Origin of the sequence: Myxococcus virescens, from assembly GCF_900101905.1 — a bacterium.
GTDB lineage: Bacteria > Myxococcota > Myxococcia > Myxococcales > Myxococcaceae > Myxococcus > Myxococcus virescens.
Genome location: NZ_FNAJ01000015.1, coordinates 122,542 through 136,719, shown reverse-complemented (window position 1 = coordinate 136,719; position 14,178 = coordinate 122,542). Strand labels below are relative to the sequence as shown.

At 68.5% G+C, this 14,178-nt stretch carries 11 protein-coding genes; 8 read left to right on the top strand and 3 right to left on the bottom strand.

Annotated features, from left to right (window positions below; translation table 11 throughout):
* Positions 1 to 137: 137 nt before the first annotated feature.
* Together BLU09_RS30860 and BLU09_RS30855 are read right to left on the bottom strand one after the other, a co-directional pair.
* The gene (locus BLU09_RS30860; protein ID WP_090493853.1) at positions 138 to 1,724 is read right to left on the bottom strand and encodes a PEGA domain-containing protein; all 1,587 of its coding nucleotides are present in this window, start codon (positions 1,722 to 1,724) and stop codon (positions 138 to 140) included.
* Positions 1,699 to 3,504, bottom strand: coding sequence for an Ig-like domain-containing protein (locus BLU09_RS30855; protein ID WP_244172162.1), 1,806 nt, complete (start codon positions 3,502 to 3,504; stop codon positions 1,699 to 1,701). The genes BLU09_RS30860 and BLU09_RS30855 overlap by 26 nt, the downstream gene beginning before the upstream one ends.
* Positions 3,505 to 3,869: 365 nt before the next feature.
* Here BLU09_RS30855 and BLU09_RS30850 point away from each other — a divergent pair, with 365 nt between their 5' ends.
* The 8 genes from BLU09_RS30850 to BLU09_RS30815 all read left to right on the top strand — a co-directional run bounded on the left by BLU09_RS30850 (position 3,870) and on the right by BLU09_RS30815 (position 12,955).
* Positions 3,870 to 4,874, top strand: coding sequence for an SDR family NAD(P)-dependent oxidoreductase (locus tag BLU09_RS30850; RefSeq protein ID WP_090493849.1), 1,005 nt, complete (start codon positions 3,870 to 3,872; stop codon positions 4,872 to 4,874).
* Between the two features lie 83 nt (positions 4,875 to 4,957).
* The gene (locus BLU09_RS30845) at positions 4,958 to 5,965 is read left to right on the top strand and encodes a diacylglycerol/lipid kinase family protein (protein ID WP_090493847.1); all 1,008 of its coding nucleotides are present in this window, start codon (positions 4,958 to 4,960) and stop codon (positions 5,963 to 5,965) included.
* A 59-nt stretch (positions 5,966 to 6,024) separates the two neighbouring features.
* Positions 6,025 to 6,726, top strand: a complete 702-nt coding sequence (locus tag BLU09_RS30840; protein WP_020478054.1) for an NUDIX hydrolase — start codon at positions 6,025 to 6,027, stop codon at positions 6,724 to 6,726.
* Between the two features lie 207 nt (positions 6,727 to 6,933).
* Positions 6,934 to 7,737 (top strand): protein phosphatase 2C domain-containing protein, encoded by an 804-nt coding sequence (locus tag BLU09_RS30835; RefSeq protein ID WP_090493846.1) that lies wholly within the window; start codon positions 6,934 to 6,936, stop codon positions 7,735 to 7,737.
* Positions 7,738 to 7,741: 4 nt separating this feature from the next.
* Positions 7,742 to 9,619 (top strand): hypothetical protein, encoded by a 1,878-nt coding sequence (locus BLU09_RS30830; RefSeq protein ID WP_186817753.1) that lies wholly within the window; start codon positions 7,742 to 7,744, stop codon positions 9,617 to 9,619.
* A gap of 58 nt (positions 9,620 to 9,677) precedes the next feature.
* Positions 9,678 to 10,742 carry a cysteine hydrolase family protein gene (locus BLU09_RS30825; protein WP_090493842.1) on the top strand — a complete coding sequence of 355 codons (1,065 nt, stop codon included), beginning with the start codon at positions 9,678 to 9,680 and terminating at the stop codon, positions 10,740 to 10,742.
* A gap of 107 nt (positions 10,743 to 10,849) precedes the next feature.
* Positions 10,850 to 11,647, top strand: a complete 798-nt coding sequence (locus tag BLU09_RS30820; protein ID WP_186817754.1) for a hypothetical protein — start codon at positions 10,850 to 10,852, stop codon at positions 11,645 to 11,647.
* A gap of 114 nt (positions 11,648 to 11,761) precedes the next feature.
* Positions 11,762 to 12,955 carry a glycosyltransferase gene (locus BLU09_RS30815; RefSeq protein ID WP_090493838.1) on the top strand — a complete coding sequence of 398 codons (1,194 nt, stop codon included), beginning with the start codon at positions 11,762 to 11,764 and terminating at the stop codon, positions 12,953 to 12,955.
* Here BLU09_RS30815 and BLU09_RS30810 read toward each other — a convergent pair.
* Positions 12,886 to 14,127: a glycosyltransferase family 4 protein gene (locus BLU09_RS30810; RefSeq protein WP_090493836.1), complete on the bottom strand. Its 1,242-nt coding sequence runs from the start codon at positions 14,125 to 14,127 to the stop codon at positions 12,886 to 12,888. The two genes, BLU09_RS30815 and BLU09_RS30810, sit on opposite strands and share 70 nt — an antisense overlap.
* Positions 14,128 to 14,178 lie beyond the last annotated feature (51 nt).

Here is a 14,178-nt window from a genome sequence, read left to right as displayed (position 1 = left end):
GTGAGGGCCCGGCGGTGTTTGTTGACGCGTCTCTCCTATCCAGCACTCGACGTGTCTGCTTGCCTGCGCGAGAGGTGGACTGACTCGGATGGTCCACCTCTCGCGGAATGCGTGTCTTTGGATTCGTGAATAGTGCGTCAGAACGAACCAGACAGTGAGGCCGCCGCGCCGTGGCTGTCCGCGGAGAGTCCGACTGAGACGGGTGGTGCCGAGCTCGAATCAGGAGACAGGAGGTAGAGCACCGCGCCCGTGACAACTGCCGCGCCTCCGCCGATGAGCAACCCATTGAGGACGTTGCTCTTCTGAACCAGCGAGTCGCGAAGCCCCATCGCCTCCTTGTCACTGGACAGAATCCGGCCGTTGTCGAGCCGCTTCTCCAGTGCGTTCACATCTTTCTGGGCAAGAAGCCGGACGATGCCCGCGCCACCGAATGCGGCCACACCTGTTCCCAGCGCGACATACGAGGCCGTGCGAAGTCCGGAGGTGGAGCGTGTCCCGGACGCGTCACCCTCTGACATGAGGTTGGGGGCCGTCAGGTCCATGCCGCCTGCTGACGCGCTCCCGTTCCGGCCCACGTTCCCAGAAGATTCCCACGGGGCCTTTCCATTGGCGTTCATCACCACGAGGTTGGAGGGTGAGCGGCCGGTTGTGACGAAGTCGACCAGCGCCGCGAGTGCCTCGTCCGGCGCGTCCGCGCCCTGGGTCTTGAAGCCGCCTTCGCGGAGCTTCTGTCCTCCTTCGACATTGAGGACGGTGGCCGCGAACCACTTGGGCCCGCTGCTCGGGCGCTCGAGCCGGACGACGATGACTTCCTCCACGCCGAGCGTGCCGCCCAGCCGGACCGCATGGCTCAGCGTGCGCTCGTCGTTGCCGTCGGAGGTGGCGAGGCAGGGGAAGGGGCTCGCGGAGACAGCGCCCTCATAGGCCACGTCGACGAGTAACGGCGTCTCCGTGCCCTGCACCTGGATGTGCCGTGGGAAGCTCGTGGTGGCGCCTTTGACGAGCGTGAGGTGATAGGTGCCCGGGACCGCATCGAGCGACAGCGGCGTCTGCCCCAGCTTGAGCCCATCCAGGTACACGTCCGCGGCAGGCAGCGTGGACTTCACGGACAGCTTCACCTTGCGCGTCTGGGCGAGTTCCTTCCGGAGCTTGTCGAAGTTCTGTCGAACAGAAGGGGCGAAGTAGTCCGGGTTGAGCTGGTACTCGGGCTGGAGCCGAAGCACGTTGCGGAACGCGGTGTCGCTCTCCTTCAGCTTGCCCATGGCGCGGTAGTTGAGGCCGTGGAGGAGCTGGGCTTCGACGTAGAGCTTCCAGCGGGCGTCTCCCACGGGGAGTCGAGTGATCTGCTGCAGGGCTTCGTCGACGGCCTGGAGCGTCCTGGCGTTGCGGCCTTCGTAGAATTGGTCCTGGGCCGCTTCGAGCTGCCGCTGAAGGTCCTCATAGCTCTTGGTGGGCTGCGGGAAGAGCCGGTCGCTGAACTGGCTGGCGCTGAGTGTGTCCTGCTCAGGGCGCGAGGCGAGGGCTCCCAAAAATGCCTTGGCCTGCCCGCTCAGCTCCGCGTCCTTGCAGTCACCACTGGCCACCACCGTACGACGGGGGGCCGAGTATGCAGTCGTGGACACAAGGCATGCGACAATTGCTGTTGCGATCCTCATCTTTGACTCTCTTGGATACGTAGCGGATGGGCTGGGACTTGGTTTATTGGTTTCGCCGATACACGACAATTTCGACGTGTTGTTCTTCTCTTGGCTCGGTCCAGGCCAATGCCAGATTCCCGGAGGTGTCTGCGTCGAAGCTGTGCGCTCCTATGGAGGTGCGCGTCCCGGGAAAGGCCGCCCGGCTGTTCCATACGAGCTGCCAGTGATTGTTCTCTCGGCGATGGATGTTGATCATTCCCCCCAGGGTGTCATTTTCGGTCGACACCAGGAGGAGCGCATCGTTGGTGGTGAGAGTGCTCCCACGGACTGTTCGGATGCTCGTTGCGTCCGTCCGCGGCGGAGTTCCTAGCGAGACCCATTGGTTGTTGGACCAAATGCTGGAGAACAGGTCATCTTGTGTGCCTGTGCTGCTACCCGTCCAGGAGATGATGGGTTCGTCAGCTGAGTTGAAAAGGAGTGACCTGAGACCGGAGGAATAGGAGGTTTGGTTTGCGCTGCTGTTGACGGACTCTCCTAGTTGCGTCCACTCGCTTCCCGTCCAACGCCAAACGACGATGCGTCCCCGCATCTCAGTTGCGGGATGCGCAAGGGCGATCGTGGGGTTGTCAAGAGAGTCTAGCGCGAGCTGGGGCGTCCGTACCGAGTAGAGGGAGTCATAAACAGGAGGACCAATTCGCTGCCACTGCTCATGGGTCCATTGATAGACTTGGATACCGCCCTCGGCGTCTTCTGGGTCCATACTGGTTGCAACGACAGGCCGACCGTCGCTGGTGAGCGCGAGTGCGACATCCCAAGCATGGGGTCGTTCAGGAACGATTCCTTCGCTGCCTCCAAGTCGTTCCCATGTTTCGCCATTCCATTGTGCGACGTGAATGTAATTGTTGAACTCTGCGCCGAGGTTCTCCGTCCAAGCGACGATAGGGTTTCCGTCTGGAAGGATCCGAAGATTGGGGGAAAAGATGCTGAATTCTTCTGGGCTGGTTTTAAGCCCGCCTCCGAGTTGCTCCCAGTTGTCACCATCCCATCGGCTCACGAAAAGGTTCCCGGCCTGACCATCAAATCGATGTGTCAGAACTGTAGGGTGCCCGCTTGGGCCAAGCTTGAGGTAGGCAGTAACTCCCGTATAGGGATGGCGTGGAACGATTGAGTGCGTCGGATACGGCACGAACTCAGGAACAGCCCAGCTCCACGCCTCCCCCAGATTCACAGCGGCATTCCCAGCCAGGTCCGTCACCGTCCCAGAGAAGGCCAGCGTCACGGTGCTCGGCGCGGTCATCTGTGTCACGGGCACCACTGTCACCGTCTTCCCGTCCTCCGACAGGGACACCGTGTGCGCCACGGCCACGTCGCCCACTGTCAGGTGCACGGACTCCGTCGTCACGGTGCTCTGCTTCACGGGCTCGGAGAACGCGGCGCGGATGGGGCTCTGCACCCAGACCTCCTGGGCGCCAGGTTCCGGCACGCGTGACACCACCTGCGGCGGCGTCCGGTCCACCACCACCTCGCGGTTCGCGCTCACGTACGCGACATCTCCCAGCGCCGCGCGCGCCTCCAGCCGGTACGTCCCTTCCGCTTCTCCCGCCGTGTCCCAGGTGTACGTGTATGGCGGCGCCAACTCCGCCATCACTTCGCCGTCCTTGAGCAGTTCCACGCGGTCCGGCGCATGGCCCGTCACGTCGAGTCGGACCTCGACCACACCATTCGTGTAGGCCGTTCCCGCCGGCGCGGTGATTCGCACCTCTGCCTGTGCGGGCTCGACGGCCGGCACGTTGATGCAGGCGGACGCACACAGGAGGACGACGGCCGCCGTCCAGGGCGGCGGAAGGAAGCGTTCGGAGATGTTCATGGCTCGCGGGCCGAGTGCAGGTTGCGTTCCGTTTCCTGCCCGACAGTCGCTCGCACATACCAAGCCCGCTCCGCTTCCTCCAACCCACCCGTGCTCCGCGAAAAGCCGAGCCATCTCCACCCCTTACCCGCGTAGCACCCCGCCTCCACGTCCCGTGCGGACGCACCGCTTCGCGCCCAGCCCCCGTCCCGGCAGTGGACCCCCATCCCCGGCGGCGGTCTGGGACGTGGACCCTCGCGCCGCCCTGCCGCCTGCCCTCCAGCCAGGTGTTCGATGACCCGGTGCGTCGCTGTGTGCAATCGCCATCTTCGCGAGGGGAACTCAGGCCATGCGCTGGGGCTCGGCCCGACAAGGAGAACGCGGACATGAAGCGAGCCTGGAAGAACCAAGTCGTCGTCGTCACCGGCGCGTCCAGTGGCATTGGCCGCGCCACCGCGCTGGCCCTGGCGAAGAAGGGGGCCCACGTCGTCCTGGCCGCCCGGCGCGAGGAGCCGCTGGAGGACCTGGCTCGCGAGTGCCGGGGGCTCGGCGTCCAGGCCCACGTCGTGCCCACGGACGTGTCCGACGTGGCCGCCGTGCAGCACCTGGCGGACGAGGCGCGCAACGTCTTCGGCCACTTCGATGCGTGGATCAACAACGCGGGCGTCTACCTCATGGGCCGGCTCGAAGAGACACCGGATGACGCCTTCCGGCAGGTGATGGAGACGAACTTCTTCGGCACTGTCAGCGGCGCCCGCGCCGCCGTGGCCCAGTTCCGCCGGCAGGGCTACGGCACCCTGGTCAACGTCTCCTCGACCTTCGGGACGGTCGCCGCGCCGTATGTCAGCGCCTACGTGGCCTCGAAGCACGCCGTGCGCGGCTTCTCGGCGTCTGTCCGCCAGGAGCTGCTCGGCACCGGCATCGACGTGTGCACCGTGCTCCCCGCGGCCATCGACACCCCGCTGTGGCAACACACCGCCAATTACACCGGCTGGCGCATCCGTCCCGTGGAGCCCGTCTACACGCCGGAGCGCGTCGCGCGCGCCATCCTCCGGGTCCTCCGCAGCCCCAGACACGAGGTCTTCGTCGGCCCCGCAGCTCGGAGCTTCGCCGCCATGCACGGCCTGCTGCCCCGCACCTTCGAGCGCACCATGAATGGCGTTACCGAGGCCCATCACTTCGAGAAGGAGCGCCAGGGCCACACCTCTGGGACGCTCTTCCGGCCGATGGCGGAGGGAACGGGGACCTCGGGGGGCCATCACGCTGCGGGCAAGCAATGGCTGCGCCGGCTGCTGGTCGCCGGGGGCGTGGCCGCGGCGGCGTTCTCCCTCGGAAAGAAGCGGGAGGCACGGGGGCTGAAGGCCCGTTTCGCCCATGCACTGGGAGTATGAGGGTCGTTTTTGCGTCACGACGCGTCACCGGTTGCTGCGCCGTGACCGGGCCATGACAAAGCGTGGAGAGAGTCCCGCTCGCCATGAATGACATCGCCGTCCTCGTCAACCTGCGTGCACGCCGGGGCTCCGAAGGCATGGGAGGGCTGGTCCAGCGCTTCCTGCCCCGGGCTCGCGTGGCGCTCACCCGTTCGCTCGACGAGGCCCGTGCCTGGATTTCGGACACGCTCCGGCCCAATCCGCCCTCCCTCCTCCTGGCGGGCGGCGGTGACGGGACGATTACGGGGCTGCTCAACGAGCTGCGCACCGCGGGGGTGGCCCTGCCGGCCATTGGCGTCCTCCCCATGGGCACCGGCAACGCCTGGGCCCGCGTCACCGGCGCGCCCCGGCCCGCGGAGGCCTTGAAGCAGATTGCCGCCGTGGGCGAGCGCCTGCCGCCCCTGCGCCCCTTCGCCCTGGTTCGCGTGGAGGGCAAGGTGGCCCCCTTCGCCGGCACCGGCTGGGACGCGGAGATGATTCAGGACTTCAAGAACCAGCTCGCCGCCTCCGGTCCGCTGCGCAGCACCCAGGCCGGCCTGCGCGGCTACCTGGGCGCCATGTTCACCCGGACGGTGCCTCGCCACCTCTTCGGCGAGGGCAACCCGACGGTGTCCGTCTACAACCTGGGCGACCCCGCCCTCACGGTGGACGCGCGGGGCTCCGTGCAGCCCGTGCCGCATGGGGACAAGGGCGCGCTCCTGTACCGAGGGCCCGCGGGCGTCGCCGGCGCGGCCACCACGCCCGAGTGGGGCTTCGGCTTCAAGGCCTTCCCCTTCGCGCAGGCGGTGCCCCACCGGCTGTCCGTGCGCGTCTATGGCGCCGGGGTGGTCGAGGCCACACGGAACATGTTCCGCCTCTGGCGCGGCGAGCACCCGATGCCCCACATGCATGACTGGTTCGTCCAGCGCCTGCGCATGGACTTCGACCGGGAAGTGCCCTTCCAGATGGGCGGCGACGTCATCGGCATGCGGCGCTCGCTGGAGTTCGACCTGGCCGAGGAGAGCGTTCAGCTCGTCGACTGGCGCCAGTTGTCGCGCATGGTCCGGACCTAGGCCGCGCGGGCCCGGCGGCCACTCCGTCCGCGACTTGACCCGGGTGTGTTCCGGACACTATGCCGGGACCCGTGAGCTACACCTATGAGTACCCGAGGCCGGCGCTGACGGTGGACTGTGTCGTCTTCGGTCTGGATGACGAGGACCTGAAGGTGCTGCTCATCCGCCGCGGGGTGGAGCCCTTCGCCGGGCGGTGGGCGCTGCCGGGGGGCTTCGTGCGGATGGAGGAGTCGCTCGACGACGCCGCGCGCCGGGAGCTGGATGAGGAGGCGGGCATCCGGCCGAACCACCTGGAGCAGCTCTACACGTTCGGCGCCCCGGGGAGAGATCCACGCGGGCGCGTCGTCACGGTGGCGTACTTCGCGCTGGTGAAGCTCAGTGACCATGTGCCGCATGCGGCGACGGACGCGCGGGACGCGGCGTGGTTCTCCGTCTGGGATACGCCGAAGCTGGCCTTCGACCACGTGGACGTGCTCGGCACGGCGCTCCAGCGGCTCAAGGGCAAGGTCCGCTATCAACCCATCGGCTTCGAGCTGCTGCCTCCCAAGTTCACGCTGACGCAGCTCCAGCGGCTGTACGAGGTCATCCTGGAGCGGGAGCTCGACAAGCGGAACTTCCGCAAGAAGATCCTCGCCATGGACCTGCTCGAGGAGCTGGACGAGGTGGAGCAGGACGTCTCCCACCGGGCCGCGCGCCTCTACCGGTTCGACCACAAGAAGTACAAGCAGCTGGAGAAGGCGGGCTTCAACTTCGAGCTCTGACCCGCTGCGGGCTCGAGGGAGGCCCCGGCAGCTCGTGACATTGACATCGTGTAATTTGGACACTATGTTGGTGTCATTGAGACACGAACATGGGCGCAACCCAGGTTCGTGAGAGGCCGCTGCCCGTGGGGTGTCCACTGGCTGAAGCGTGCCGCCGTATCGCCGCCTGTCTCGCCGCACGTGCCCTTTCAGGGCCACGGGAGAGCCATGTCCGCGCTGCCCTTCGACGTCGCCGCTGCCTCGGTGCTGGGCCGGGAGCACGCCCGAGCGGGTCGCAACAACCAGGATGCGCTGTGCATCCGCGCCAGTGAGCATGGCCTGGTGGCCGTGGTGACGGATGGCTGTGGCAGCCAGCCCTGCAGTGAGCTGGGTGCACAGCTGGGCGCGCGCAGGTTGGCGCGGGCCGCGCTGGTGCGGCTCGCGGACGGTGAGCGCGTGGATGAGCCCACCTTCCTCCCAGGCCTTCGTGAGGACGTGTTGTGTCTGCTCAGTGAACTCCGGGCGGACCTGGGGCGGGAGGTAATGGGGGACTTCCTCTTCACCGTGGTGGGCGCGGTGGTGACGCCCTCGCTGACGCTCGTCTTCTCCGCGGGAGACGGCGTGTGGGCGCTCAATGGCGAGGTGCATCCGCTCGGGCCGTTTCCGGGGAACGCGCCGCCCTATCTCGCCTATGCGTTGATGCACGGAGAGGACGTCGCGCTGACCACGCGGGCCCTGGTGCCCACGGAGGACGTCCACGCGCTGCTGCTGGGCACCGACGGTGTGGCGGACCTGGAGCGGCTGGCCACCACGCGCATGCCGGCGGGGGACGAGCTCGTCGGGCCGCTGTCGCGGCTCTGGACGGAGGACCGGTACTTCGCCAACCCGGATGCCCTGCGCCGCCGGTTGGCCTTGCTCAACCGGGAAGCCGTGCGCGCGGACTTCGCCTCCCAGCAACTGTCGCGAACTCCGGGCCTGCTGCCGGATGACACGACGTTGGTGGTGCTGCGTCGCCGCATGGGGAGGGCGTGAGGCCATGGACGTCTGGCTCGAAGGCAAGAAGGTGCGGTTGAACCCCGCGCGAGCGCTGGGCAAGGGCGGCGAGGCGGACGTGTTCGACCTGGGGGATGGCCGCGCGCTCAAGGTGTTCAAGCCACCCGAGCACCCCGACTACACGGGCCTGCCCGCGGAGCAGGCCGCGGCGCGCGTCCGGTTGGACGAGCACCAACGCAAGCTGCGCGTCTTCCCGACAGGACTGCCCGGCCGCGTGGTGGTGCCCCAGGCCCTGGCGACGGACAAGAAGGCGCGCGAGGTCCTGGGCTACGCCATGCGCAAGCTGGACGACGTGGAGCCCTTGCGGCGCTTCGGAGAGCCGTCGTTCCGCAGGGCCGGCGCGGCGTCCGGGCGGGTGGTGGACCTGCTGCGCGAGCTGCATCGGACGCTCGACGCGGTGCATGCGTCGGGCGTGGTGGTGGGGGACTTCAACGACCTCAACGTGCTCGTGGCGGGGACGTCGGAGGCGTACCTCATCGACGCGGACAGCTTCCAGTTCGGCGGGTTCCTCTGTCCGGTGTTCACGGAGCGCTTCCTCGACCCGCTGCGGCTCGGGAGCACGGGCACGCAAGGGTTGGTACCCAGCCGCCCCGCTTCCATCGAGAGTGATTGGTATGCCTATGCCGTCGCGGTGATGCAGTCGCTGCTGTGCGTGGGGCCGCACGGAGGCGTCTACAAGCCCAGGAGCGCGGCCGCTCGGACGACGCCCGCGGGCCGGGTGCTCCAACGCATCACCGTGTTCCATCCGGAAGTGCAGTATCCCAAGCCCGCGCTGCCGCTGGCGACCTTGCCGGACGACGTGCTGCACCATCTGCACCGCGTCTTCGTGGAGGACCTTCGCGGCGTCTTTCCGTATCCGCTGCTGGAGGGGCTGCGCTTCACCCCCTGCGCGTCGTGCGGCGTGGAGCATGCGCGAGCGGCCTGCCCGACGTGTCAGCCCCACGCCACCGCGACTGCCACGCCGGTGACGTCGGTCCGAGGCCAGGTGACGGCGACGCGGTTGTTCTCCACGCGAGGCGTGCTGGTGCACGCGAGCAACGAGGCGGGCACCCTTCGCTGGCTCTACCACGCGGAAGGCGCGTACCGGCGCGAGGACGGACGCGTGGTGCTGCGCGGGGCGCTGGACCCGTCGCTGCGCTGGGCCTTGCAAGGGGACGTGACGCTGGTGGGCCGGGGAGGTGAGGTGGCGGTGCTGGCACCCGGCCGGCCCCCAGACCGCGTGGGCGTGGATGCGCCGGAGGGCCAGTCCGCTTTCGCCACCAACGCGCGGCACCGGTACTGGGCGGTGGGCGGCGGGCTGTGGCGGGACGGCGCATATGGGCCGGAGCGCGTGGGCGCGGTGCTCGAAGGACAGACGCGGCTCTTCGTGGGGCCACGCTTCGGGTTGGGCTTCCATCGCGCGGGCGGTCTGCGCGGCGCCTTCGTCTTCGATGCGGAGCGCCTGGGCTTGAAGGATGGACTGTCGCTCCCCTGGCCCACGGGAAAGCTCGTGGACGTGGACTGCGTCTTCGATGGGCCCTCCGCCTGGCTGTTCCTGGTGGAGGAAGCCGGTGGGCGCACGCTGCATCACTGTGTGGTGGTGGGCCACGACGGGGCCGTGCGCGCGAGCGCGGTGGCGGAGGCCGGTGACGGCTCGTGGCTGGGCAGCGCGCCACGTGGACGGTGCGCGGCGGGCGACGCGCTGTTCTGCGCCACCGATACGGGGCTCACCCGTGTGGAGCTTCGGCAGGGCCGCCTGGAGGCGGTGCGCGAGTTCCCGGATGCCGAGCCCTTCGTGGACGCGGGCTGCTCGCTCTTCCTCGTGCGGCAGGGGCTGGCGGTGGTGGGGCGGCAGGACATCACCGTGCTGCGAATGAACTGAAGGGACGTTTCTCAACCGCGTGGAGCGGGTGCCTCCACGCCTCACAGGAGGTAGGACGATGAAGACGCAAGTGAAGGCGCTTCCGCTTCCGAGGTTCTACGACGCGGCCCATGCCGGGCAGTTCGGATACAGCCCTGACGCGGGAAAGCTCCAGGTGGAGGCCCAGCGCTGGCGCGCGGCGAACGACGTCTCCATGTCGGCGACGGACGCGTTCAACCTGCACCTGTTGCTCATCGACGTGCAGAAGGACTTCTGCTTCCCGGAGGGCTCGCTCTACGTGGCGGGACGCAGTGGGCGCGGCGCCGTGGATGACAGCCGTCGCATCGCGGAGTTCATCTACCGCAACCTCGGCGCGCTGACGAACGTGACGGCGACGCTCGACACCCACTTCGCGTACCAGATTTTCTTCCCGTCCTTCTGGGTGGACCAGGACGACCAGCCGCTGACGCCGTACCGCGAGGTGACACGCGAGCAGATTGAGCGTGGGCAGGCGCGGCCCAACCCCGCCATGGCGAAGTGGCTGTGCGGTGGCAACTACCCCTGGCTGCTCAAGCAGGTGAAGTACTACTGCGAGGAATTGGAGCGGGCGGGCAAGTACACGCTGTACCTGTGGCCGCCGCACTGCCTGCTGGGGAGCGACGGGCACGCGCTGGCGGGGGTGGTGCAGGAGGCGCGGCTGTTCCACGCCTTCGCGCGTGGCATGCAGTCGTGGGCGGAGGTGAAGGGGGGCAATCCGCTGACGGAGAACTACTCGGTGATGCGCCCGGAGGTGCTGGGGCGGCATGACGGCCAGCCGCTGGCGCAGCGCAATACCCAGTTCCTCAAGACGCTGCTGACCGCGGACGCGGTGGTGATTGCAGGGCAGGCGGCGAGCCACTGCGTGAAGAGCTCCATCGACGACCTGCTCGGGGAGATTGTCGCGCAGGACGCGGCGCTGGCTCGCAAGGTGTATCTGCTGACGGACTGCATGTCGTCGGTGACGGTGCCGGACGGCAAGGGGGGCTTCGCGGCGGACTTCACCCCGCAGGCGGAGGCGTCGCTGAAGCGCTTCGCGGACGCGGGGATGCACCTGGTGAAGTCCACGGACCCGCTGGCGAGCTGGCCGGACCTGCGCATCGCCTGAGCCTCGCGGCGCGAGGCGTGACGACACACAGCAATCGCTTCGCCTGCGCTCGCGCGAGCGGGACAGGCGGAGCCCTGCCCTCGGGAGAGGGAGAAGGAGCACGGGACATGAGCAGCAAGGCGAATGGCAGTGGCATCCGGAAGCTCTTCGATGACGCACACGCGGAGGGCGTGCTGAGCCCGGCGGGCTTGCAGGCGCTGACGGTGGTGGACCTGGGCGCGCAGATTCAGGCGGGGCTCGGCGTCTGCGTGGAGGACGTGCAGTCCAGCGAGGTGGTGCTGGTGACGGTCATGCCGGATGACTCGGGGAGCATCGACTACTCCGGGCATTCGAAGACGGTGTGTGACGGGCACAACCTGGTGCTGGACGCGCTGCTGGCGAGCAAGCAGAAGGACGGCGTCCTCTTCCACACGCGCTACCTCAACGGGTTCGTGCTGAACCCGTACCGGCCGGTGGAGGACGTGGTGCGGATGCATGGCAAGAACTACCGGGCGGACCATGGCACGCCGCTGTACGACCAGTCGGTGGTGCTGCTGGGCACGGTGCTGGCGAAGGCGCAGGAGTTCAGCGCCAACGGCGTGCCGGTGCGGACAGTGACACTGTTGATTACGGATGGCTCGGACCAGCACTCGACATCGGCGAAGGCAAAGGACGTGACGGCGCTGGTGAATGACCTGAAGCGCGCGGAGAATCACATCGTCGCGGCGATGGGCATCAACGATGGGAGCACGGACTTCCGGCGCGTGTTCCGCGAGATGGGCATCGACGACAAGTGGATTCTCACGCCAGGGCAGAGCGCGCAGGAGATTCGCGCGGCGTTCCAGGTGTTCAGCCAGTCCGCTGCGCGGGTGAGTCAGGGAGCCGCGAGCTTCAGCCGGACGGCGCTGGGGGGCTTCGGGCAGTGAGGGAGCACGCCCAGGGGGCAGTTGCCGTGCGCCTGGGCGTCTTACGCAAGATGCCGGCTCCAGGCCCAGGTTGCGGGTGGCGATGGCGCGTGATGGAGGTAGCGTTGCGCGGCCATGTCCGACAGCCCGCGCGTCCTCCTCATCGCTGAACGCTTTCCTCCCGACATCGGCGGCCTGGCCCGCAGTGGCGCGCGCACCGCGGGCTCGCTGGTGAAGCTGGGTGCCCGGGTGGACGTGCTGGCCTGGACGCGCACGGCGGCGCCAGGCGCGCTCCAGACGGTGGAGGACGCCGGGGACGTCTCACCCTTCGCGCGGGGTGTGACGCTCCACCGGCTGGGGTTGTTCGGCAGCACGGACCTGTCCATGCAGCACACGCTCGACGTGCTCGGCTACCTGCACGCGAAGCAACGCTATGACCTGGTGTGGGGGCACTACCTGTCTCCGCCCGGGTTCCTCGCCGTCGCCTTCGCCGAGTCCGTGGGCATTGCCTCCACCGTCAGCGCCCGGGGCAATGACGTGGACCAGCTCATGTTCCCCCCGGGCGACTTCGCGCGCCTGCTGTGGACGCTGCAACGTGCCCGCGTCCTCACCGCGGCCTCCGCGGACCTGGGCCGGAAGATGTGCATGCTCCTGGGACGGGACGAAACCGTGGAGGTCATCCCCAACGCCGTCGACACCGGCATCTTCTCCCCTGGTCCCGCGGACCCGGCGCTTCGGGAGCGGTTGGGCATCGCGCCAGATGAAGCCGTCCTCGGCTTCTCCGGTGAGCTGCGGCACAAGAAGGGGCTGCCCTTCCTGCTCTCCGCCCTCACCGAGGTGCGCCGCGTCCGGCCCGCGTGCCTGCTCGTCATCGGCGAGGTGCGGCCGCGCGACGCCGAGCACCTGGTCGCCTTCCGCGCCGAGCATCCCGAGGACGCCGCGCGCATCCTCATCTCCGGGCCGCTGGACACACCGCAGGCCATCGCCGCGCACCTGCGCCTGTGTGACGTCTACCTCCAGCCGTCGCTGTGGGAGGGCATGCCCAACGCCTTGCTGGAGGCCATGGCCTGTGCCCGGCCCGTCATCGCCAGCGACGCTGGCGGCATCCCCGAAGCCGTGGACGCCGGACGCAACGGCTTCATCGTCTCCAAGGCCCTGCTCAATCACCTGGGGCAGGCGTGCCTGGACGTCCTCTCCCTGCCGCTCGAACAGCGCGCCGCGATGGGCGCCGCCGCCCGTCAGCGCATCGAGGAGCGCTTTCAGGCGCACGCGGAGGCAGCGGTGCTTCGTCGCGTACTGGCCCGCGCCATCCCGAGCCGCTCCTCATAGGCGCTCACCAGGGCTTCGCCCGCGCGGCTCCATGGGAAGTCGCGCTCCACTCGCGCCCGTGCCTTCGCGCTCAGCGCGGGGCCCAGGGTGGGGTCCGCCCGCAGGGCCTTCACCGCTTCAGCAATCGCCTTCGCGGAGCCCGGCCGTATCAGCATCACCTCGTCCGGAGCGGCCAGGGTGCTCACCACGGGGAGGTTGCTGGCCACCACGGGCGTCCCGGTGGCCATGGCCTCCAGCAGCTTCAGCGGACAGCAGCCCTGCACGCAGTTGCGGTCGTTGAAGGGCAGGGGCACCAGCACCACGTCGCAGGCATGGTGCAGCGCCGCCAGCTCCGCCTGGGGCAGGGGTTCCAGCAACTCCACGGTGCCCTCCAGCAGCAGGTCACCGCACCGGTCCATCAGCGCCCGTCGTGTGTGCCGGCGCAGCGGGCCCACCAGCGTCAGCACCGTGGGCATGTCCCGCCGCAGCAGCCGGCAGGCCTCGATGGCATGGTGCACGCCCTGCCAGGACGTCATCGTCCCGCTGTACAGCAGCCGCACGGGACGCCCGGGCTCCAGAGAGCGCGGCGGCGCGTACCGGAACACCTCCAGGTCGGCGCCGTTCGGAATCACCCGCACCCGCGAGGCGTCCACGCCCCGTGTCGTCACGAGGTACTCCGCCGTCACCGTGCTCGGGGTCACCACCAGGTCCGCGCGCGAGAGACAGACGTCCTCCTGCGCCACCAGCTTGCGCAAGAGCTCCGCGTCATCCGCCACGTCCGGGTAGTGATACTTCAGCTCGATGGAGGGCAGGCCGTTCACCTCGAAGACGAGCGCGTCCGTCAGCGCTTCCTTCCGGCAGGCGACGGGGTAGCCCTCGAAGATGGAGCGCACGTGTACGACGGAGGCTCGCGGCCTTTCGCGCCACCATGCCGCCAGGTGCGAGCGGAACGACAGGGCCTGGGCCATCAGGTCCTTCCCGCGTGATTCCAGCGGGTGGTACGTCACGCCCTCCGCCAGCGCGAGCGGCCCGGTGGGCGCGGTGGGGTTGTCCCGGAGCGCGACCAGGTCGACCCGGCCAAAGGCCGCGCCCAGTGACTCCACGAAGGCCCGGATGTGCACCGCGGCGCCCTTGGGCGACGGGAAGCGGTCGAACGACGCGTAGACGATGCCGGTGCCGGGAGGGGGAGACACACTCGCGTTGCTATCGCGGCTCGGCCGGGCCGGCAAACAGGAGGGTTTGAC

Bases quoted from the DNA above. Each gene is read 5' to 3' on its own strand.
- BLU09_RS30855 (WP_244172162.1), bottom strand. From the start codon at position 3,504: ATGAACATCTCCGAACGCTTCCTTCCGCCGCCCTGGACGGCGGCCGTC.
- BLU09_RS30850 (WP_090493849.1), top strand. From the start codon at position 3,870: ATGAAGCGAGCCTGGAAGAACCAAGTCGTCGTCGTCACCGGCGCGTCC.
- BLU09_RS30845 (WP_090493847.1), top strand. From the start codon at position 4,958: ATGAATGACATCGCCGTCCTCGTCAACCTGCGTGCACGCCGGGGCTCC.
- BLU09_RS30840 (WP_020478054.1), top strand. From the start codon at position 6,025: ATGCCGGGACCCGTGAGCTACACCTATGAGTACCCGAGGCCGGCGCTG.
- BLU09_RS30835 (WP_090493846.1), top strand. From the start codon at position 6,934: ATGTCCGCGCTGCCCTTCGACGTCGCCGCTGCCTCGGTGCTGGGCCGG.
- BLU09_RS30830 (WP_186817753.1), top strand. From the start codon at position 7,742: ATGGACGTCTGGCTCGAAGGCAAGAAGGTGCGGTTGAACCCCGCGCGA.
- BLU09_RS30825 (WP_090493842.1), top strand. From the start codon at position 9,678: ATGAAGACGCAAGTGAAGGCGCTTCCGCTTCCGAGGTTCTACGACGCG.
- BLU09_RS30820 (WP_186817754.1), top strand. From the start codon at position 10,850: ATGAGCAGCAAGGCGAATGGCAGTGGCATCCGGAAGCTCTTCGATGAC.
- BLU09_RS30815 (WP_090493838.1), top strand. From the start codon at position 11,762: ATGTCCGACAGCCCGCGCGTCCTCCTCATCGCTGAACGCTTTCCTCCC.